At 67.0% G+C, this 20,974-nt stretch carries 16 protein-coding genes and 3 pseudogenes; 7 read left to right on the top strand and 12 right to left on the bottom strand.

The annotated features are described in order from the left end of the window. Window positions 1-944 precede the first annotated feature (944 nt). From AB0D94_RS25900 to AB0D94_RS25890, 3 genes are all read right to left on the bottom strand, one after another. Window positions 945-3,353, bottom strand: a complete 2,409-nt coding sequence (locus AB0D94_RS25900; protein WP_362056064.1) for a hypothetical protein — start codon at window positions 3,351-3,353, stop codon at window positions 945-947. A 59-nt stretch (window positions 3,354-3,412) separates the two neighbouring features. Further along, entirely contained in the window at window positions 3,413-4,429 is a 1,017-nt protein-coding gene (locus tag AB0D94_RS25895; protein ID WP_362056062.1) for a glycosyltransferase, read from the bottom strand. A 617-nt stretch (window positions 4,430-5,046) separates the two neighbouring features. Continuing rightward, complete coding sequence (locus tag AB0D94_RS25890) at window positions 5,047-6,120, bottom strand: glycosyltransferase 87 family protein (protein ID WP_362056060.1); 1,074 nt, start codon at window positions 6,118-6,120, stop codon at window positions 5,047-5,049. A gap of 1,052 nt (window positions 6,121-7,172) precedes the next feature. On the opposite strand from AB0D94_RS25890, the gene AB0D94_RS25885 reads away from it, so the two are divergent. After that, the gene (locus tag AB0D94_RS25885) at window positions 7,173-7,628 is read left to right on the top strand and encodes a GtrA family protein (RefSeq protein WP_362056058.1); all 456 of its coding nucleotides are present in this window, start codon (window positions 7,173-7,175) and stop codon (window positions 7,626-7,628) included. Window positions 7,629-8,052: 424 nt separating this feature from the next. Here AB0D94_RS25885 and AB0D94_RS25880 read toward each other — a convergent pair whose 3' ends face one another. Next, on the bottom strand, window positions 8,053-8,706 hold the full coding sequence (locus tag AB0D94_RS25880) for a hypothetical protein (RefSeq protein ID WP_362056056.1): 654 nt from the start codon (window positions 8,704-8,706) through the stop codon (window positions 8,053-8,055). A 205-nt stretch (window positions 8,707-8,911) separates the two neighbouring features. On the opposite strand from AB0D94_RS25880, the pseudogene AB0D94_RS25875 reads away from it, so the two are divergent. The 3 genes and pseudogenes from AB0D94_RS25875 to AB0D94_RS25865 form a co-directional block, all read left to right on the top strand. Further along, window positions 8,912-9,190, top strand: a pseudogene (locus AB0D94_RS25875) (transposase); the annotation flags it as partial. 102 nt (window positions 9,191-9,292) lie between these two features. Then, window positions 9,293-10,240, top strand: a complete 948-nt coding sequence (locus AB0D94_RS25870) for a DUF3592 domain-containing protein (protein ID WP_362056054.1) — start codon at window positions 9,293-9,295, stop codon at window positions 10,238-10,240. Between the two features lie 151 nt (window positions 10,241-10,391). After that, a complete protein-coding gene (locus tag AB0D94_RS25865) occupies window positions 10,392-10,721 on the top strand; it encodes a Tn3 family transposase (protein WP_362056052.1) in 330 nt (109 codons plus the stop codon). A 133-nt stretch (window positions 10,722-10,854) separates the two neighbouring features. Here the strand turns inward: AB0D94_RS25865 and AB0D94_RS25860 are convergent, their stop codons facing one another. Next, window positions 10,855-11,883: a S66 peptidase family protein gene (locus AB0D94_RS25860; RefSeq protein ID WP_362056050.1), complete on the bottom strand. Its 1,029-nt coding sequence runs from the start codon at window positions 11,881-11,883 to the stop codon at window positions 10,855-10,857. 573 nt (window positions 11,884-12,456) lie between these two features. Between AB0D94_RS25860 and AB0D94_RS25855 the strand changes: the two genes are divergently transcribed. Further along, window positions 12,457-13,902, top strand: coding sequence for a hypothetical protein (locus AB0D94_RS25855; protein WP_362056048.1), 1,446 nt, complete (start codon window positions 12,457-12,459; stop codon window positions 13,900-13,902). Between the two features lie 178 nt (window positions 13,903-14,080). Here AB0D94_RS25855 and AB0D94_RS25850 read toward each other — a convergent pair whose 3' ends face one another. Beyond that, window positions 14,081-14,338 (bottom strand): hypothetical protein, encoded by a 258-nt coding sequence (locus AB0D94_RS25850; protein WP_362056046.1) that lies wholly within the window; start codon window positions 14,336-14,338, stop codon window positions 14,081-14,083. Window positions 14,339-14,586: 248 nt separating this feature from the next. Here AB0D94_RS25850 and AB0D94_RS25845 point away from each other — a divergent pair. Next, window positions 14,587-15,231, top strand: a pseudogene (locus AB0D94_RS25845) (VTT domain-containing protein); the annotation flags it as partial. Window positions 15,232-15,395: 164 nt separating this feature from the next. On the opposite strand, the gene AB0D94_RS25840 reads toward AB0D94_RS25845, so the two are convergent. Next, window positions 15,396-16,352 carry a methyltransferase gene (locus tag AB0D94_RS25840; protein WP_362056044.1) on the bottom strand — a complete coding sequence of 319 codons (957 nt, stop codon included), beginning with the start codon at window positions 16,350-16,352 and terminating at the stop codon, window positions 15,396-15,398. Window positions 16,353-16,578: 226 nt separating this feature from the next. Here AB0D94_RS25840 and AB0D94_RS25835 point away from each other — a divergent pair, with 226 nt between their 5' ends. Then, entirely contained in the window at window positions 16,579-16,893 is a 315-nt protein-coding gene (locus tag AB0D94_RS25835) for an SUMF1/EgtB/PvdO family nonheme iron enzyme (protein ID WP_362056042.1), read from the top strand. A gap of 134 nt (window positions 16,894-17,027) precedes the next feature. Here the strand turns inward: AB0D94_RS25835 and AB0D94_RS25830 are convergent, their stop codons facing one another. The 5 genes and pseudogenes from AB0D94_RS25830 to AB0D94_RS25810 all read right to left on the bottom strand — a co-directional run bounded on the left by AB0D94_RS25830 (window position 17,028) and on the right by AB0D94_RS25810 (window position 20,971). Further along, window positions 17,028-17,504 carry a hypothetical protein gene (locus AB0D94_RS25830; RefSeq protein WP_362056040.1) on the bottom strand — a complete coding sequence of 159 codons (477 nt, stop codon included), beginning with the start codon at window positions 17,502-17,504 and terminating at the stop codon, window positions 17,028-17,030. Then, window positions 17,497-17,919: pseudogene (locus AB0D94_RS25825) on the bottom strand (S1 RNA-binding domain-containing protein); the annotation flags it as partial. The pseudogene AB0D94_RS25825 and the gene AB0D94_RS25830, both read right to left, overlap by 8 nt. A gap of 261 nt (window positions 17,920-18,180) precedes the next feature. After that, the gene (locus tag AB0D94_RS25820; RefSeq protein WP_362056038.1) at window positions 18,181-18,540 is read right to left on the bottom strand and encodes a hypothetical protein; all 360 of its coding nucleotides are present in this window, start codon (window positions 18,538-18,540) and stop codon (window positions 18,181-18,183) included. Between the two features lie 584 nt (window positions 18,541-19,124). Then, the gene (locus AB0D94_RS25815; RefSeq protein WP_362056036.1) at window positions 19,125-19,715 is read right to left on the bottom strand and encodes a hypothetical protein; all 591 of its coding nucleotides are present in this window, start codon (window positions 19,713-19,715) and stop codon (window positions 19,125-19,127) included. Continuing rightward, complete coding sequence (locus tag AB0D94_RS25810; protein ID WP_362056034.1) at window positions 19,712-20,971, bottom strand: hypothetical protein; 1,260 nt, start codon at window positions 20,969-20,971, stop codon at window positions 19,712-19,714. Before AB0D94_RS25810 ends, AB0D94_RS25815 begins: the two co-directional genes overlap by 4 nt. Window positions 20,972-20,974: the final 3 nt, after the last annotated feature.

Raw genomic sequence — 20,974 nt, 5'->3', positions numbered from 1 at the left:
CGGTGCTGGACTTCGGGTCGAAGCCCTTTGGCGGCGCTACCGCGGGCGCCGGGACTTTCCCGAACGGAATCGTTGACGGGGGTTTGGGCGTGCCTCCCAGCTTCAGCGGTGCGGCGCCGCCGTCCGGCGGGAGTTCGCCCGGCGCCTTCAGCGCGCCGCTGCGACCGCCTCCCGCCTCCGCATCGGTGGCGTCGCCCGAGGCGCTGTGGCCTCGCCCGCGCGCCGATCCCCAACCCTGCTCGGGTTTCTCACCGGCTCCGAAGCCGGTCTTCGCGGTGACCCATCGGTTCACCGCGAGTGCTGCCTGTTCTGTACCTGCCAGAACGGCCAAGATGAATGCCACTAGGAACACTAGTGGTCGCGCTGTGCGCACGGATATCCCCCACATAGATGATCAGTGGGGCTGTCATATCCACTCACACAGCAAACACACAACATCAGTCCGAAGTCGGCACTTGCCGATAGTCACCAACCCGATGTATGAACTGGGGCATGTTATGACTAACCGTCAGGTAAGCTCCTCCCGCAAGCATGACCACATGGGATTCCTCACTCTTTGCCTCAGCGGCACAACCAGTTTGAGGCATGACGTAGCGTAACTTCGGTACTGAACCCTCGATGGTGTCCAGGGCCACCACCGCGTCACCTCGCAGTACCGGCCCGGTTGCCGGAGCGGCGCGAGTCCCTGCGGCAGTTCGCCAACGGGAGCAACGCCGAGGGTCAGCGGGTGCAGCGAGCGTAGGCCGGGCCGCCCTGTGGGCACGGCCTCGGCCAGCCCTGTCCCGACCAACACGGTGGACTTCACACCGAGGAAAGTGTCGGCGCACTCCTCTACGTTCACTTGTACACCGACAGAAAGTCGCCCTTCCCGCGGAGGACGACGGCCCCACTGCGCGGGGTCGGGATGGCCGGTGGCCTCGCGCCCCCTCCGGCGTGCTCGCGGATCAGGAGAGCTCGTAGACCGCCATCCGGCCGTTGTCGAAGACCTGCTTCGCGAGGTCGCGGAGGAGAGGCGATTCGGCGCCCGATGGACGGTGCACCACCACGTAACGGACTTGGTACTGGTCGTGGAGGCGGCGCAGTATCTCGGTCGTGGGTCGGTAGACGGCGTCCTCGTTGAGCTTGAACAGTTCCTGGTCCCAGAAGGGACCACCGTAGGCTGCCGCGCCTCCGGCACGAGCCATCATCCGGGGGGCATACGCCCAGCCCTCGACCAGTACCGACCGCTCCGAGTAGGCGCTGAGCCACTGGGAGCGGACGTTGTTGCAGCCGGGTTCGCCGGCGTAGTCCTCGAACTGCCAGCAGTGGCTGTTGGTGGCCAGGACGTCGGAGGGGTCGCTGTGCGCGCGGATCCAGCGTGCGGCCTGCACCTGGGTGCCGGGCATCACCCACGAGTAGGTCCACAGGGATTCCCGGGCCTGGAGGGCGTCGTGGAAGAGACCGGGGGTGCTCGCGGTGAGGGCAGCGGTCAGCAGCACGATGCCGCCGCGGCCGCGGAGTGTCGGCCGTACTCGGCCGAAGGCCCACCACAGGAGGCCGCACACGAGGGCGATCAGGGCCAGTACGGCGGCAGCGGCGAGGGCCGGGAGCAGCCGGGAGTAGGACTTGTCTGCGACATGGTCTCCGACGGAACGCAGGACGAACCTGGCCCAGTCGTCGGAGTAGCGGTAGATCGCGAAGGTGAGCAGCGCGGTGAATGCGAGGGCGCCGATGGCCAGTGCTGTCTTGGCTCGGTTGGGCAGTGCGGCGCGCTCGAACGACTCGCAGTATCCCCAGGCGGAGAGGATGACTCCGAAGGGGAGGGCGGCGATCGTGAAGTAACTGGAGTTGTAGCCGTTGACGGCCAGGTAGGCGGCGGGTCCTGCGATCGCGGCGCCGAGCAGGAACCATTGGAGCGGTTCCAGCTTGAATCGGCGGTGCCAGAGCAGCGGGAACGCGCCGAGCAGTTTCAGCTGGTGGTTCAGTACGAAGGCGACGAGGGTGGCTGCGACCACGAGGGCCTGGAGGGCTGCCGGTCGTGGCTGTCCCCACTGGGCCCAGTACTGCTGGACGTTGCCGAACGGGATGATCTGGAGACCGTAGCTCTCGAAGTTGAAGATGACCGCTGTGGCGAAGAGCTGGGCGCCGGCGATGATCGCTCCCAGGCCGACCACGGTCCACGGGATGCGTCGGGTGCTGATGAGCATCATCAGGCCTGCGAGGGCGAGTCCGGCGAGGGTGACGGGCAGAGTGCTCGCCTTGGCCGCGCTGGAGGCGACGGCGAAGAGAGCGACCAGGATGAAGACCCCACGGCCGAAGGGCGGCGCGGGTTCGGCGCTCGGGGTGCCGGTCTTGTCCTGGCGGCTCCTTCGCAGTGCCTCGCCGACGACGCCGAGGAGTGCGATCAGCAGCGGCTGGCTGTAGGTCAGGGAGAGGCTCGCCCAGTAGACGAGGCGGACGGCGGGCGCGCCGAAGGTCCAGCTGTCGACGCCGTTGGGGTAGTTCGCGGTGAACTCGCCGGCTGCGAAGACCAGCAGTGCGGCGAGCGGGCCGGCCCAGGCCCGGCCGGTGAGCCGCTGGGCCACTACGGCGGTGATCACCATGGCGAGTGCGGCCAGTGCCGGAACCATGAGCCTGGACTGGATCACGGCCAGGTCCAGGTGCCCGACCATGTCGGTCATGGCCATGTGGGCGAAGGTGAACCAGTGGTAGTGCAGCGGTTCACCGGCGGCCTGCGGAAGGGTCAGCGGGACGTGGTGTTTCGCGTTGGCGGCGAGCGACAGCATGTAGGGCATGTCGCCGAAGATCCGGCTGGTCTCCTCGTTCGCCAGTACCGGGTACCGGGACAGGAAGACCTGGTGGAAGTAGGCACTGCTGAGCATGACGGTCCCGGCGACAGACCAGGACCAGCCCAGGGAGGGGCTGCGGTAGCCGCGCGGCCGCCAGTGGCGGCGCAGCCGCGGCACCGCCGCGAAGGGGATCACCACGGCGAGGGGCCAGGCGATGGCGATCGGCTGAGCGCCGGCGCCGACGAAGACCGCCCAGGCGGCCAGTTCCAGGACGAGGCCGGTGACAGCGCCGAACGCGAGATCTTCGACCAGGGTGTGCGGTCGGCGGCGAAGCGCCCGGAACACCAGCGTGCCGGGGAGCAGGACGCCCCAGAGCACATAGAAGGTGTATCGGGCGACGTCGCTGACGGTGGTGTCAGCGGCCAGCAGCAGGGAGACCAGGAGCAGGTACGCGGCGATCGCGGGCAGGAATCCCCGGAAGGGATGCGACGGGGCCGGCCCGCCCTCGCCCGACGGGGCGGGCCTTTCGGGCCGACGCCCCTGGGAGACCGCCTGGTCGGTCGCGTCGCTGTCAGTTGTAGCCATACGTCCTGTGTCTTCCCTACCGGCCGTACGTCGTCCTCCCCGAGGCGGGGAGGGCGGGGTCAGGCTGCGTACTCGGAGGTCTGGTCGCTGCGCGCGGGAGTGCTCTCTTCGGCGGAGTCGTAGCCGACGAAGTAGGCCGGTCGTGCCTGGACGGCTGAGTAGATCCGTCCTATGTACTCGCCGAGGAGGCCTACGCAGATGAGCTGGACTCCGCCGATGAAGAGCATGGCCATGAACAGGGAGGACCAGCCGGGCACGGGCGACCCGAACGCGTACTGGAGGGTGGTGTAGATCGTCAGGGCGAAGCAGACCAGGAAGCTCATCAGGCCGAGCCAGGTGGCGAGCCGCAGCGGGCTGGCGGAGAAGTTGGTGATGCTGTCGAGGGCCAGGCGGACCATTTTGGACAGTGGGTAGTGGGTGCTTCCGGCGACCCGCTCCTCGCGGACGTAGACGACTTCGCCACTGCTGAAGCCGAGCCAGGGTACGAGCAGCCGGTAGACGGGCTGGTGCTCGGGCAGGGACTTCAGGGCGTCGACGGCGGCCCGGCTGAGGAGGCGGAAGTCGCCTGCCTGGTTGGGCATGTTCTTGCCGACGAGCTTGCGCATCAGCCAGTAGTAGGCCCCGGCCGTACGCCGCTTGAAGAAGGTGTCGGTGCCGCGGTCGCCGCGCACGCCGTAGACGATGTCCAGGTCCTTCTCGCGAGCGAGCGCGAACATCTCCGCGATCTTCTCCGGCGGGTCCTGAAGGTCTGCGTCGATGCTGACCACGTAGTCGCCGTGAGCCCGGTGGATGCCTGCGGTCAGAGCGGCCTGATGGCCAGAATTACGAGCAAAGCGGACAATGCGAAATTCGGACCACTCCTGGCGGACCTTCTGCATGATTACCGGGGTGGCATCGGTGCTGCCGTCGTCGATACCGACAACCTCGTAGCTGACACCCATCCCGTCCAGGATCGGACGCAGGCGGGCGACCGTCAGCGGCAGCGCCTCCTGCTCGTTGTAGATCGGGATCACGACCGACAACACGGGAACCGGCGGGGTGATTTCGTCGCGTGCCGGGGTTACTGCACTGTGCATGCTGTCCGCTTGTCTCAATCTGCGAGGGCGAAAGATCGTCGGCGACGCGCCGGCGATCTTGACCGGCCGAGCGCGGCCGATCGGAACGTGCCGCCGGGACGAAAGGAGACGCACCGGCTCCAGGCGCCCCTCGGCGCGCAGGCCAGAAGCAAGTAACCCGGTCGAGCGGCAACAATATCATTTGAAGACAATCACTATTTGGCACGCTTCGGGGCTTCTGGTGGTTCCAGAAGGCGTGCGCCATGGATCACTGCCCCACCTCGTCGGCGGCCGCACGGGGTGCCGGCGTGCCCGAGAGGAGCCGCGCCTCCAACGGGGCGGAAGCCCATTCTGCGATCGAGCACCCACGGGACCTGGAGCGGAAGGTCTGCAGCCTCATGCTCGGACGCCACACTGGCAGCACTGCACCACGAGGCCGATCCCGACCGTCCCTACTGCACGCAGCTGTGGCCGATCGTGCGCCGCCGGACCTCGCCTTTGGACGTACACGTGACATTGGCGTGCACGCCCCCGCTGCCCAGCCGGGGTTTCCCCGTCTCCCCCGCCCAAGCTCAGCTGGCGTCCGCTGTCCCGATACACCTCTGGGCCCGGCCCAGCATGATCAGGGGCATGCTCCGTCAGACCCGCACCAGTTCCTCCGCGGCCGGGGCCTCTGACTCCGGATGCACCTCTTGCGCCCCCTCCTTGCGGCGGATGAAGGCTCGGTGCAGGAGCACGAGAGAGAAGACCACGTTGACCGCTGCCACGGAGTACGCCCAGTTCTGGGTCGCGTCCAACTTCCAGAACGAAAAGCCGGCGAGGCGCGGTACGAGCACGAGACCCATCCAGACCGAACAGGCCGCAGCACCCGCCCGCGATACCGAGGCCAGCAGGACCGGCAGCACGATGAAGAGATAGTGGTCGAAGGAGGGCTTGCTTGCGATCAATGGGGCAAGCATGAGCATGGTGCCGCTCTCGACGAGACGCAGCGCCTGATCGCCCCCCTGGTTCCAGCGGCGCCATGCTCCGACCAGCAGCGCCAGTGCGAGCGCCGCACCGAGTGCTGCCGCCGCGCCCTCGGGTACGCCGAGCCGAGGCAGCAGAGTTCCCAGGGAAGCATCGTAGGGGCGGGCGAAATCGTCCTGGCCCTGGAAGAGGAAGGGGAGCGTCTTGGTGAAGAAGAGGGTGGGCTGCGCCATGAGGGCGGCGGCGCCCACGGCGAAGGCGAGCGGTACCGCCGCGGCGGCCAGGAAGGCTTTCGGTCGGCGGGCGATCAGGAACAGCAGCGCGAACGGGACCAGCATGGGCTTGGTGGCAATGGCAAGTCCGACCACCACGCCGGCCCAGACCCACCGCGACCGGTGGGCCAGCAGCAGCGCCAGCGGCAGCGCAAGGGCGGAGTAGGAGGTCCAGTTCCCGAGTAGCACCAGGTTCCGGAATGGGCCGAGGAAGCACATCAGCACGACACCGAGCACGGCCAGCCTGCTCAGCGCCGACACACGGAACAGCCGCAGCGCGAAGAACCAGCCGCCCATGACCATGGCCGCTGTCATGGCCGGCACGAGCCAGGGCAGCAGGCGCACGGGTATGTAGATCTGCGGCAGGGCAATCAGGACGGAGCTGGGAAAGTAGAGGAAACGTTTGTCCGCGTAGGGCGAGCCGCCGTCGGCGAACGTATGTGCGGCACGCAGGACGAAGTTGTTGTCCAGCATGTTGCCCTCACCGTGTCGGGCGTTGTAGACGGTGATACACAACAAGGCGATCGCCGCACCTAGCGCGGGAAGCGATGCCCGTCGGTGCAACCACGTTCTATGCTCCGACGCACCCGTCGTCCGCGTTCCCATGCTTACCCTTAAAAAATTTTGATGAGTGGGATGTCATGGTAAGTGAAGAGATCGTGACGGAATTGCCATCTCCTCGTGCCGGCAGTCGCTCCGTCGGCCCGGGTCCTGGCCGGCCTGGCCTCACAGGCCTCTCCCCTCTTCACTGGCGACCGCTGCCTGCCGGCCGGCGGCCAGCGCCCCTGCGCGTGCAAGAGCCGCCGGTACACCGTGCCGTGGAGCTGCTTGCCCGAGAGTGCCGTGAGGGGTCGCCCCGGGCCGGCATCATCCTTCAGAGGTTGCGGTTGCCCTCCCGCGTCAGAGAAGGGAGCCGACTGCCACCGGTGCCCGCGGCCGGAACCTGGCTCCAGGTCTGCGGCGTGAGCATGCAGCCGCACACCTGATTGGGTACCTCGGTCTGGACGCCGACAGCGGGGTGTACTCTGCGGTCCGCCGCCAGCACCAAAGTGTCCTGGCTCACGGCGGCGGCATGATCGACGGCTACGGGCATCGCCTCGCGAGAGGCAAGGGTAGGGGTGCCTGGACCAGGGGGCGAGGCCCGGTCCTCGATGCATTCCGCCAGCCCCGCCCCTTAAAAAACGTGGCCGCCACCTTCTCCGACCCCGGTACCACCACCGGCCGGGGAGAGGTGGCATGGGTCGCCCGCATCCGGACAGGCATACTTCTACGGAGGGTGAGTCGCCGGTCCGCTTGCCACCCGCCCGTTACCTCTAGCAGGAAGCGTCCATGACGAAGCTGTCCGTAGTTGTGCCTCGCTACCACGAACTTGCCGCTGTTGACAGGTTCGGCAGGAAGGTCCCCAAGGGCTTGGACACGGCTGAGCATCGCCCGGACTCCTTGGCAGGGAAGGCTCGCGTCGTAGGCGCTAGCGCCGGGGTCTCCCCGGGCGTCGTCATGGGAGCCGGTTCGGACCGGACCGCCGGATGAGCCGCAGGGACCAGCTCGGCCAGGTCTTCCGCTTCGCCCTGGTGGGCGGGGTGAACACCGCCACCTTCTTCGGCATCTACCTGCTCCTGCACCCGTGGATGCCGTACTTCGCCGCCTACTCCCTCGCCTTCGTCCTGGCCATGGTCGGCTCGTTCTTCATGAACACCTACTTCACCTACCGGACCCGGCCGACATGGAAGAAGTTCTTCCTCTTCCCGCTGACGAACGTCACCAACTACGTCATCCAGTCCGCCGGCCTCTACGCCCTGGTCACCTGGGCCGGGATGGACACCCGCATCGCCCCGCTCGTCGCGGCGGTCGTGGCCATCCCGTTCACCTTCCTGCTCTCGCGCAAGATCCTCCTCCCAGGTGCTGCGGAGATCGCCTCCCCGAATACGGCTCGTGGCTCGTCCGCTGCTGACCTCGAACCGGGCGTCGCGAGCCAGTCGTAGCCGTCCTGCGACGGTCAGCGGCCTCCACTGTTCTGGGTGTTCTCGGCCTACCAGCCGGCACTCTTGGCCGCAGAAGTCGGGTGTTCATACCTCGGCTGCAGACGTGCCATTGCCGGCCTTGGTAATCACGAGGCGCCTTCTGAGCACGACCTGCGAACATCATCACCTGCCCGCCGCTGTCTGACACGAAGCCCGCCCAGCAAGTACCGGTCTGTCGCAGCAGCCCAATCGGCTCTGGTTCCTGTTGCGGCGCCCTGGACGCGGGCTGGCCAGGCGATGGAAGACGGAAGGCTTGGTGCGGGAGCCAAGGCTGGGACCCTAAGCAACCCCTTCGACGGTGACCCTATCCGCCGACCAGTGAACTGAGCGCGCGTGAGCTGGTGTGGAGCGCTGCGGTGCAACGGGAGGCCGTCATCCCGAGCGTCTACGGCGCGACGGCCACGCGGACCTCGTTGCGGATGATCGCCGTCTTCGCGGCCAAGGCCTCAAGGTCGAAATCGGCCGACGGCTTCTCGAAGTACACGGTATGGGACACGTGCACTACGGCCGATCCGTCAGCCCAGGCGCAGTCGGGTTCCCAGACGGTGCCGAACTGATCGGCCCTTCGGACGACCCTGCAGGAGACGGGCTCCGAGGAGCCCTGGGGGATGATCGCGCGAGGGCCGGTGATCACGGTGGAGCGCCTGTCAGGGACGCTGGTCCGGCGGTCAAGAATCTTCAGGAACTCGTCGCGGGCCGTAACCGGGTTGAGCACGGTTCCGTACACCCCGGTCACCGCGAGTACGGGCCCCGTGTCCGAGGTGCTGCCAGTCGGCTGGTAGGCGGCGAAGGCGGAGACACCGTGCTCGATCTGGCCTGAGAGCATCACCGGGATGTTCTGATCAGGCGCCGAATGGTCGGACTCCTTGTAAGTGCCCTTGAGTACCTCCTTGGGCATCTCCAGGCGGTAGGGGCCTGCAGGAACCGGGGCCTGCCCTGGCCCGTTCATCGGAGAGCTCACGCTTCCTCCGCTGCCGCCGCAGCCAGCCATTGCCGCCGTGACCATGGCCGCTGCCGCCAACTTGAGATACCGCTTCACGTGTCTCCCCCACCCGTCGGTCCAACATGATCACTTTGCCATGAGGTGACACACAACACCCCGGGCCTACAGGCAAGGTCGGCGCCCATGCCGATCCCGGGTGCCGTCGGCGGCGGCGTTCAGTGTCCCGGGCCACCGCCGCAGCCCGTCCCGCTGATGTGTCCGTGACGCGGGCGTGCGGGGAAGAGGGCACGGGTGTCGACCAAAGGCCTACCTGCGCAGACGCGGTATCAAGGCTGTCATCCCGGAAAAGCGGGACCAGGCCGCCAACCGCAAGAAGAAGGGCGCGCGAGGCGGCCGGCCCTTCAGCCACGACGCCGACCTCTACAAGGAACGGAACACGGTCGAACGCCTGATCAACAAGCTGAAGGCCTGGCGAGACATCGCCACCCGCTACGACAAGACACCCGAAAGCTACCTCGCCGGCCTCCACCTGCGTGCCGCAATGATCTGGATCGACGACCTGATCAAGACCACCGAATGATCACGACATCACACAGGCCCTAGGTTCTGTCTCCTTGAACAGCACCTGTTCCGGCCGAGTTGATCTATCCTGCCACGCGCAATCACGCGAACAGGGGGCGGGATGAAGCGGTCGGTAGGGAGACGCAAGTACCAGTACGGGCGGAGCGTGTGGACCACGCTCACCGGCTGGGGCATGGTGCTCAGCGCCGCCGGGGCAATCGGGTGCGTGCTGTGGGGCGTCGGACCGTATCCGCCGCTGTACGCCGAGACAGCGATGGCCGCACTGTCCTTGCTCTTCGCCGCCGCCTGGATCGTCTCTTCGCTCCGGGCCCCTCGGCGGAAGTCGTACTGGCCGCGGCGTGGCCCCGCGAGTACCAGGCCCTTCCGCTACACCTCGGTCGCCGACGGCGAGTACGGCGGCCACACACTGGTGTGGTTCGTCGCCTTGCTGGTGCCGCTGGCCACCCTGGCCTGCTTCGCCATGGGGCTCATGGTCTCTCCGGAGTACGGACGGGAGACCGCTCGGCTGGACGCAGCCGGATGGGGGGAGCATCCGGCGACCGTGGTCCGGCTCGCCGGGGATCCGGTCCGCGGGCAGGACGACCCCGACGGGCCGGTGTACTACCAGACCGATCTCGTCCTGCGGATCCCCTACGACAACGGGCCCCGCGAGGTGACCAAGCGCGCGATGACCACCCAGCACGCTCCGAAGGCGGGCACAACGATCCAGCTGTACTACGCGCCGGGCGACCCTCGCCCAGATTCGCCGGTGCTGACCGACGGCCGTCGCCAACGGCCGGGCCTGGCCAACCTCAATTTCAACCTCATCCTCGGACTCCTCCTGATCGTTCCGCCGACGGCGCTCCTGAAGGGCGCCCTCGACTGGGACATGACGCCCCGGGTACGGCGGTTCAGACCCGTCGTCCACCTCCCAGCTCTCGGGATCCTCGTCCTCGGACTGCTCCTGCTGCTGCCGACGGCCCTGGGATGGGAATCGGCCGGTCCGGCCGCCTTCCTGTCCTGCGTCACTCCGGGAGCCGCCCTCGCCTGGGTCTGGCGTACTGCCTGAAGATCCTGTGGAGGAGGCCGAACGAGGACATGTGCGCGGGAGGATGAGGGCAGTCCACGCCTCGTCCGAGCCCTGAGTTAGGGCTTCCCTGGCGAGCGCACGTCCTCAGTCTTCCAAAGGCGCGTCCAGATCAAGATGGCTGCGAGGTGGAGTGCGCCCTCGTTTCTACGGCAAGGACGGCGACCTGGCCGGTGCGGACAAGGAGTCCCAGGAGGTGTCCATGCTCGCCCTGCACCTGCTCCAGTCCGCTCTCGTGCACGTCAACACGCTGCTAATGCAGCAGGTCCTCGCCGATCCGAAGTGGGCCGACATGCTCACCGACGCCGACCGGCGGGCGCTCTCCCCGATGTTCTGGACCCATGTGAATCCGTACGGCCGGTTTGAGCTGGACATGAACAGTCGTCTCGATCTGGACCTGTCCATCCGGGCGACGGTGCCCGGCCCGCGCACTCGCGTGGAGGCATCCCAACCCACGGCGTGATCACTGCGGCTCCGGGCGGGACATCATCGGAGCCACGGTGAAGACGGCGTCGCCCAGATCTGGCTTTTAGGACCATCGGAGCAGCCGGAGGCTGGCTTTCGTGATTGGGGGGCACGACATCTGGCTCGGGGCGTCAGTCCAGTGTCTGGATCAGTTCGCTGCGCGTTGAGGTGTGCACCACTCGGCCGTGTGCTCCATTGACGACGGGCAGGTACGGCGGAACATGCCCGCACTCGACATCGGCAATGATCGGAACGTTCAAGGAGCCAAGTGCGTCGAGAACGGCTTGGTGCTGTGTGAGTGAGTTGGCGTCAGGTGCCGATGTCCGGCCGACGAGGATCGCGTTCGCCGTGTCGAAGAAGCCGGCCAACCGCATCCCGTGCAGGTTTCTGCAGATGGTGAAGGCCTCGTCGCCAGCCGCTTCGACATAGACGAGGAGCCCTTCCGGGGACTCGGCGCGTGCGAAGGCTGAAACGTCGAGGTAAGGCGTTCCCGTGAGGTTGCAAAGGGTCTCGATACAGCCCCCGATCAGGCGTCCTTCGACCTCCACGTCTCCGTCGGCGTCCAGCCTGGTCCACCTGCCGGGCGTGTCGAGCATGTATTCGCGTACCTCAGGTTGGGCGCGGTAGTCGTCCCAGCCCGTGGCTCGGTAGCGGTTGGGCGGGGTCTGGGTAAATCGGTGCGCCTGCGGAGCAGCGGCAATGTCGAGCCATGACAAGAGTCCCTCGGGGACCCGGTAGGGCGTGTCCATCAGGTTGTTGCCGTGCACGGTCGCTGTTCCTGTGAGGAGGGTGAGCGGCGTGATGATGGTCGACATGTCGGAGAACCCGACTAGCCAGGTCGGCTCGGCGTCACGCAGCCGGTCCCAGTCGAGCAGGGGTAGCAGGTCGATCGCCGTCTCCCCACCCCAGGGCGGCGCCACCGCTCTGATGTCGGGATCCGTCAGCATAGACATCAATTCGCTGGCGCGGTCGGCCGCAGGGGCACTGACATGGCCGGCACCGTCCATGCAGTGGCCGACAACTACCTCGTATCCCCGGGCCTCCACGTCGCCAATGGCCACGTCGAGGCGCGCACGCAGCTCTTTCGTGACTCCGCTCGAAGGAGAAGTGATGCCGACGCGGTCACCGGGACGCAGGGGGGATGGATATCGAACAGACATGCGCTGGATTCTGACACGACGCTGCTGCCGCACCTACTGAGCTTTTCGGGTTGGCGTCGGGTAGTGACGGTTCATGATCCCTGCGGTATGCCGTTGGGATCATGAACCGTCGACGCCAACCCGAGAACCTCAGTAACCCGACCGTGCACGCCCGTCCAGTGAGGCCTCCGGGGGCCTCACTGCTTGGCACCGAGGCGCTGCCGAGCTGGTCGTCACGGCCATCTCCGCCGCCTGTCACCGCTCAGGATCTCACCGCCTGGCGTCACCTGGCCGCCTGGCCCGCACGTACCAGCGCAACCCCTCTTTGGAGGCCGAGCGATTCGGGCGCGCCCCCCACCGCATCGCAGCAGGCGGCGACGACCGGAAGGGCGGCACTGGCACCGAAGTCGCCCCTGCAGTTCTTTCCCAGCGGCCCCCACTCCTGTGTGTGACGCCTTCGCAAGATCACTGTCACGTGCGGCTGTGACACGATTCCTACCGGCGTACGTAGTCACGCCCCGGGCCGTCCCCCGTGGCGGCCGGGGGGACGAGCGCAGCCACACCACCCATCGAAACGAAGAGGAACGTCACCGCATGGCGCACCATCCGCAGTCGTCCCCTGCCGAGGACTCCGGCCTCATACCTCTACCGAAGGACAGCAGACGCCTGCGGGACCATGGCCGCCGGATCCTCGTCGCCACTGCCGCTGCCGCCCTTCTCCTCGCCGGCGCGACCGCCTGCAGCGGCGATCCTGCCGCGAGTCCGGCCGCCAAGAGCAGCAGCGCCGTACCGAAGGAGCCGTTCGTCCCGGCCCAGCTCGCCCAGGCATGGAAGACGCCGCCTGCCGAGGGCGACCCGCTGCGCACAGCGTTCATGGCCACCTGGCGCACGAACTCCGCCTACTACGTAGGCCGAGGGATCGGCGTGGAGATCCTGGACCCTGCGACCGGCAAGCAGCTGGGTACCGTCGTCCCGCCCGAACCGGATATGCACCCCTGCGGGATGACCGAGGGTCTGACCGCCGACGGCCTGGGGGCCATCGCGTGGATCAAGGGGGACCCGCTCCACTACAAGGCCAGCTGCGACCGCGTCTCGCTCGTCGACACCCGCAGCGGCAGCAAGATCGTATGGACCAAGCAGATCAACGGCGCACCGCTGAATGGCAAGCCGCTCACCAACGACACCACCCGGCTCGCCTTCCTCACCGGTGATGTCCTTGCCGTCATGACCCCGAACACGGTCGTCGGCCTGCGCCCCGACGGCACCGAAGCGTGGACTTGGGCCAATATCGGCGTCCGCTCCGACACGTACTTCCTCAACGATGACATGACCGCCCACGGTGACCGGCTCATGGTCATGGTCGGTACGGAGGGCGGCCCCGAGACGTGGATGTACTGGGTGGCCACCATCGATGCCTCAGGCCAGCAGGTCGGCGCGCCCGTCCGCATGCCCGTTCCCCCCGGGGGCCATGTCAGTCTGGTCGGGGCTGCCCCCATGACCGCGATCGTCACCCCCAGAGCCTTCGAAGAAGCCATATCCCCGGAACTCGTGACCTTCACCCGGGACGGCACCGTGGCCCGCCGTGTTCCGCTCCCCTCCAGCGCGGGCAAGGTCCAGCTCCGCACAAGCCCGCGCCTCGGCCGCGCCACGCGCTTCGACATCGCCTTCAGCGGACCCACGGCCTACCTCATCGCGGGCGACCCCTACAGCAGCAAGACCCCCACCCAGATCATCGCCCTCAACCTTGAGACCGGCGCCACCACCTGGACCCAGCCGTTCGAGCCCCTCATCACCCCCCGGTTCCTCGGAGCCGACCAGGACGCCGTCTATGTCCTGGGAGGAAAGGGCCCCCAGGACATGTCCGTATACGCCTACGCGGCAAAGGACGGCACCCGGACCCAGATCAGCACCGTGAAGAAACCCGACGTCGATCTGTTCCTGTCCGACCAGATCATCGACTACCACGCGGGCAACCTCACTCTCACCGAGCCCGGGCGGACAGGGTTCGGAACCATCATGTTCCGGCCCCCCACCCCCTGACAGACAGTCGGTCGGCGGGCCCCAGCTTGCCGATTCCCGCCCGCTGGCCAAGGACTGGCTGCCCGGAGTCGAAGCCGCTGCACCTGGAGCCGAGACGGGGTCGGCGGAACCTGGAGCCGATACGCCCCCGGTGACCACACGCGGTGAGTTGTCGCTCCACTCCCGCTGGCATACCTCGTCACTCGGGAAAAGTGAAGCCCAGTTCGCGCAGGCGGGGCAGGCAGGCTTCGAGGCATTGCTCCACCGACGCAGCATCGGTACGCACGAGGATGTCGTCACGCAACGGGGCGCCACTGGCCACGAACGTCCAGGGCCTCCGCCTCTCCGCCATCCGCTCAGCATCTGCTTTGAACAGCACGGTTATGCCCTGTTCGGCCAGCGCCTCCTCCCACAACGGACGACCCGACGACGGCCATGAAGGAACGATCAGTACCACCCCAGGAGACGGGGAACCCCGGCGCAGCCTGAACGACACGCGAAGGGCTATTCCGACACCAGACGGAACAAACCAGGGCGGACCGATCACCTCGCCGAGCAGCGATCACCGCTGACGGATCGAGGTCGACCTTCGACACTGCTGGCCTGAATACGACCATCTGACATCAATCTTCAGTACCAGGTAACTGATACTAGGGACGATCAGTGTTTGTTCTTTCACTCTGTCGATTCAGGAGCCCGGACCTCGTGGAACCCCTTTACACGCTTGCAATCGGTCCTGAGTGGCTGTCCCCTGACTATCTGATTTCGAACTTCGGACTGATCGGCATCCTGGTCATCGTCTTCGCGGAATCAGGCCTCTTCGCCTTCCTTCCCGGAGACTCGCTGCTGTTCACGGCAGGTCTGCTGGTCGCAGACGGCCAGTACATCAAGCAGCCGCTGTGGCTGGTCTGCACGCTGATCGTGGCCGCCGCGATCATCGGCGACCAGGTCGGCTACATGATCGGCAAGTTCTTCGGACCGAAGATCTTCAACCGCCCGAAGTCCAAGCTCTTCAAGCGGGAGAACCTCGACAAGGCCCACGAGTTCATGGACCGGCACGGTCCGAAGGCCATCGTGCTCGCCCGTTTCGTGCCGATCATCCGCACCTTCGCCCCGATGGTCGCCGGCGCCGGCTCGATGAAGTACCGCACCTTCCTGACCTACAACATCATTGGTGGCATCGGCTGGGGCGCGGGCGTAACACTCGCCGGATACTGGCTCGGCCAGATCGACTTCATCAAGGAGCACGTCGAATCCATTCTTGTATGCATCGTGCTGATCTCGGTCGTCCCAGTGGTCTTCGAGGTGCTCAAGGCCCGTAAGGAGGCCAAGCAGGCCGCCGCCGAGTCCGAGGCTGGGGGACCTCAGGATTCATCGACCCCGCGGGGAAGGCACGCGAGGCGTTGAATGTGCTTGGCTGAGTTTGAAGCCTTCACGAGGGCGGGCGGGCCGGCACATTGCCCGGCCCGCCCGCCCTTCGTCTGGCTGCTTCGCTCAGATGCACAGTCCTGCTGTCAGGTGGCTGGCGCACACTCGATGACCGAAGCTCCCGACGGGATCCGTTGAGCCTGTACCACCTTCAGTCCCGTGGTTTCGGCGAGAGCGGCGTACTCGCTCAGCGCCCTTTCGCGGCCGCCGAATGTGGTCATCATCCGCATATCCATCCCGGTGATGCGTCGACCGGTCTGAGAATCGTCGAGGACGTGTTCGACGATCACGACTCGACCATTGCGGGCAACTGCGTCAGCGCATCGGCGCAGGATCCTTGCGGCTGCGGTGTCGGACCAGTCATGAAGGATGAAAGAGAGGAGGTAGAGGTCGGCATCCGGCGGAAGAGGCTCGAAGAAGCTGCCTGCCGCTGTGGAGCACTGGCTCGCGACGTCCTCCTCCACGAAATGGCGTCCAGCCGCCGCTGCAGTGGCAGGGAGGTCAACGAGAACTCCCCGCAGGTGCGGGTTCCCCTTGACGATCCGAGCCAATTGGCTGCCTGTGCCTCCGCCGACGTCCACAACGGTCGAGACTGAGGTCCAGGCCAGGGCCTCGGCAATCTCATCGGCTGCCCTCCCCCGCTCAGAGGCCATCAGGGTGTCGAAGGAATCACCCAGTTCGGGGGTCTCACTGAGGTCGTCCCAGAACGGCCTCCCGAATACGCCCTCGTACGCCGGCTGGCCTGTGCGCACCGTCTCCAGGAGACCGAAGAACGCAAGGTCCGATCTTCCGAGGGCGCCGGTCGTGTCGGGCCAGGGGCGCAGGCCGGCGGGGTGGTCGGACCGGAGGGTCTCTCCCCGGTCCGTCAGCTCGAATCCGCCCGAGGGACGTTCCGTCAGGATGCCCGCAGTGGCGAGATGACGCATGAGACGCAGCAGCGATCCTGGATCGACGCCGCTGTCAGACGCAAGCCTGTCCGGGTGGCACTCCCCCTGGGCGATGAGATCAGGGATCTTGAGAGTCGCTGCGACGCGGATGGCCATGGGGGTGGAAAGGCTGGAAAGTGCCATCACTTCCGCGACATGGAGCTCGCTCGATGAGCGGTTTCTTGGAGCTTCTGCCGGATCTACGGCCTGTTCCCCCTCTTTTTCCAATTCCGTTCACCGCTTCACTTGTATGGGAAGTGACTTGGGGCCGAAGATGCCCAGCTCGTAAAATTCCATCTCCTCGACGCTTCCGACCTGAATATCGGAGAACTCTTCGAGGAGCATGGGTATCGCGATCTCTGCTTCCAGCCGTATAGGCCGGACCCTGGTCACCAACACCCAGTACGCGGCGTTCACCGACGCGACCGGCTTCACCACCCACGCCGAGGAACGCGGCTTCGGCCTCGTCTACGGGGAGCGGTTCTGGGAGGAGACCGAAGGCGCGTCCTGGCGGTACCCCGCCGGCCCGGTCGGACCGTGCTGGCGCGACCTGCCCGACCACCCCGCGGTCCACCTGTGCGCGGGCGACGCCGACGCCTACGCCGCCTGGGCCCTGTACTCCCGAAGCTGCCGCGAAGTGACAAGTAGCCCTCTGTAACCGGGGCGCATCGCGCCTCGCCCGTTTAGGCGAACCTGACCGGCGCCAGCTGCAGCCGAGCCAGGTGCTGATCCTGAGGCACTGATGAAACTGACTGATCAGCACTGCCGCCAGGGACGCTTGAAGTCAGTGCATCATTCACCTGGGGTTTTGCCGTAATAGGGCCCGATGGTCCTGCCCAACTTCCGCTGGATCTTCCGGAGTGCCCGGATGGTCGACTCGTCGCTGAGGCCCGTGGTGGTGGACCATTCGACCCCGGACCCCATGAGGTCGCTGACGAAGACGATCTCGGTCGCCAGTAGGACACGCGCCCAGTCGGTCTGTGTGAGCGGCACGTCGCAGGCGAGCGCGTTCCGTAGCCTGTTGCACTGGTCGAGTAGGTCGCGCCGGTCGGTGAACCCAATGCCCACGGCGAGGTGATCACTGCAGCGTGCTGGTCCGCCCCATTCAGCGAGTGCCCGCTGAATGAGTCTGATCTCGTCGTCGGCGAGGAGATCGCTCCCCGCCGCTTCGCCTCCGACTATCAACCGGTTTCTCCCCCGGATCGTGTTGCGCTGCGCGAGCGCCTCATCTGCCTCGACCCGCCTCTGAGTCGTCTCATCGTCAGGCATGCGGCCTGTCCTGTGTGCTGGCGGCAGATGCCTGGACCTGCGACAGGGCAATGCGACGGTGCACAAGATCGACATCGATGATCTTCACCTCCAGGACGTCGCCTACCTCGATAACGTCCTCGGGCGATTCATCGAGCTCGCTGGTGTGTACGAGCCCTTCGAAGCCGTCGTCTCGGTTTTCGATGCGGACGAAGACGCCGATCGGCACGATCTTGGTGACCGGTCCGGTGACCACCTGCCCGGTCCGCTGCACCACCTGTGGCCACGGGTCTTCCTGCACTGCTCGGAGCGACAGCGGTACCCGTTCCCGGACCATGTCGACGTCGAGGACTTCGGCTGTGATCTCCTGGCCGACGCTGACGACGTCGGAGAGGTGGTCGATCCGGCGCCAGGACAGCTGTGGAATGTTGATCATTTGCGGTGAAGCCGCCGATGTCCACGCTGGAAGAACAAGCGCGTCCAGGACCTGGAAGATCTCGTCGTGGCACGCCTGGCCCAAGCGACTGGCCGGGCGGCATGGGAGGAGTCCTCGCGCTCGACGGGGTTCTCGCTCGCATCGGCGACACGGCCGACGAGCGCCTGGCGTTCCAGGCATCCTTCCCGATCTACAACTGAGGCCCTGGGGCTGCTCGGTGGCTTCAACTGAGAAACCGCCGCGGGCCCGGACAGTGCCGGGTCAGACGTCGACTCGGTGAAGGATCTGCGTGAACACGTCGGACTCGATCAGGCCCGTGAGTACCTGGGTCATGTTGCTGATGCCGGGATCGCGGACGATGAGACCGTCCGAGCACCAGAAGTAGCGGCCACCCAGGGCTTCCCCGCTTTCGGCCCATCTCGCCATGATGACCTCGACTTGTTCGAGGGTGGTGATGGTCGCGCTCCAGCGGGATCCGTCGTTGAGGTCCACGAAGACGTCGACGTTGTCCACCGACTCTAGATCCTCGCCTGCGTTCGGCAGGAAGGCGGCTTCGAAGTGCTCCGTGCGAACCCGGTACCAGGGCCCGTCCCAGCGGCCCGGCTGCGTTCTGTGGCTCATTGGGCGAGTGTTCCTGGCTGAACCGTCCAGCTCAAGCGGGTTCTTCTGGCCTCCCCCCAGCCGGGCTGTAGTTCACCGGCCAGGGCCGTACGGCGGGATGGTCCAGCGCAGTACCGCTGCGCCTGCGCGGGCTTCGAGGCTGGCGGGGTAGACCTGTCCGTGGGCCCGCTCTCCACGGTGGCGCATGGAGTGGTCCCCAGGGTCCCAACTGAGACCGAGCACTGAACATCCTTCGAGTTCGATGGTGCCCGCGAGCAGTGGGTGGCTCCATCCGGCCCGGTTGAATCGGTGGAAGTCGGTGTGGGCGTCGACCGCGACCATCAGGCCGTTGCCGGCCCTTCGCGGGTCCAGGTCTGGAGCCGTTCGGCGACCGCTCCGGCCTCGACCAGGGGGAGGTCGAGCCATCCGCGCGGGCCGTGTCCGCTGGGGTGCTGAGGGATGCGGTCACCTCCGAACTGCGCATGGACGGCGTCTGCGTACTTGCCCCAGTAGGTGTCGTCCGCCAGGCCATCAGTGGACGGGCCGCCCCAGGTTGAGTGGGGCGGCCCGTCTTGTTGGTTGTGTGGTCAGTCGAGGTCGGTCGCTTAGACGGCGCCGCGCGGCGGCTTGAGGCTGCTGAACGTCGCTCCGGCAACCAGGACCGCGACGCCCGCCAGGAGGGCGGGCATGCTGGTTGAGGGGTGCAGGACGACAGCCCACGGCTGCGCTCCGCGGCCGCCGCTCTTCCATCCTCCGACGGCGAGGACCAGGGGTATGGCGGTGAGGACCGGGGCTGCGATCCGGGCGCCGGTGAGGGGGCTGAGGATGAGCGCCAGGCCGAGGTAGAAGGCGGTGTTCCGGCCGATCGCCAGGGCCACGGCATCGGCGCCCCCGAAGTGTCCGAGGACGGCCATGCTCAGGGCGAGGGTCGCGCAGGCGGCGGCGAGGGAGGTATCGAAGCGGTGGACGGCCCGCACGGCGACTGTTTCAGTGGCGTCCCGGGCGCGACCGGTGAAGGCGAGCCATGTCACGGCGGGGATGACGGTGATCAGCGCGGCGAGAAGGAAGTGTCCGGCCCCGCCGACCATCGCCGGTACGGGGATGCGGCTCTGTCCGAATGCCAGGCCTGCGCCGGCCGTCACAGCGGTGACGGCGGCGAGGGTGGGGACGTTACGGGATGCGGCCCACCAGTTCACCGGCCTGCTCCTTCAGGGTTCAGGGTCGGCTTCTGGTCGCAGCCGGTGAGCGCGGCCCGGTTCGTTTCGTACCAGGCGTGCTGACGGTCGGAGGGCAGCGTGAGGACCTGCTGAGCGAGTTTCGCGTCGTCGGGGGAGACGCGGCCCTGGACCGGCTCCGGGGGGACTTGGGTGGCTATGGCGGTGAGCCATGCGGTGAGCGGCCCCCGGGCGGGGAACGCCGGGTACTTGTGGCTGGTTCGGGCGCATTCGGGGATGGGGGGCAGGAGGGTGTTGGTGAGGTTGGCGGCGATGCCCTGCTCGCGAACCTGGCCCTTGCCTCCGAAGCCGGCCTGTCCGGGCTTGAGGTCACGGTTTTGGGTGAGGGAGGAGAGCACGGGCAGCCCGGCGTCTTTCAGGCGGCCGCTGTAGGTGCGGGTGGTCGCCACGATCCGGGTACGTCCTGGAGTCTCGGGCCACAGGCACACCTCCGGGACGCCGGCGGTGTCGCAGACCAGAGCGTCGGGCTTCCGGTCGGCGACCGGGTCATAGCCCATGTCCACGACCAGGAACACCGAGGCCGCGGACGCGGCGACTAGGGCGGCCAGAGGCTTCCAGCGGTCTGCCCGGGCGATCGCGAGGAGGCACGCGGTGATGATCCCACCGGTGAACAGGAGCGGCGCCCACACGGCCACAGGGTCGATGACCGATCCGACCGAGCAGCAGCTGTCGTAGGCGCCGGCGACCAGGTGGCGGGGCCACGGGGTGTCCCAGGAGCCGGGGAACGCGGTCAGGCAGAACCCGGCGACCATCGCCAACGGTGCGGCCGCAAGGTGCGGAAGACGGCCGCCCAGGAGGTATCCGGCCAGCGTGGCAGCCGCCATCAGCAGCGCGTACACCACGAACATGCCCAGGTGGGAGAAGGGCGGAAGCGTTCCCGCGGCCGAGACCGCGACACCGACCGCGATGAGCATCCCGACCACGCCCATCGCCCACACCGGGACCAGCAGCGGCAGCGCGATGGCGAGCCGGCTGCGGGAAGGAGTCTGCCCGAAGACGTTGCCCCGGCGCAGGCGTGCGCTTTCCCACGCTCCGCTCGCCGCGCACGCTGCCGCGGCGAACGGGATCGTGTAGGAGGCGTTGCCGAGGACGGACGGCCCGTAACCGGGGACGGTGCCCATGGTGATCGGCTCCGACAGGAGCAGCAGGACGTAGCCGGCGAGGAAGACGAGCATGACTCCGGCGGAGGAGGACCGCAGGAGAGTGGCGATACGCATCGG

The sequence above is a fragment of the Streptomyces sp. NPDC048255 genome, assembly GCF_040652415.1.
Taxonomy (GTDB): domain Bacteria; phylum Actinomycetota; class Actinomycetes; order Streptomycetales; family Streptomycetaceae; genus Streptomyces.
This window is presented reverse-complemented; position numbering and strand designations above follow the sequence as displayed.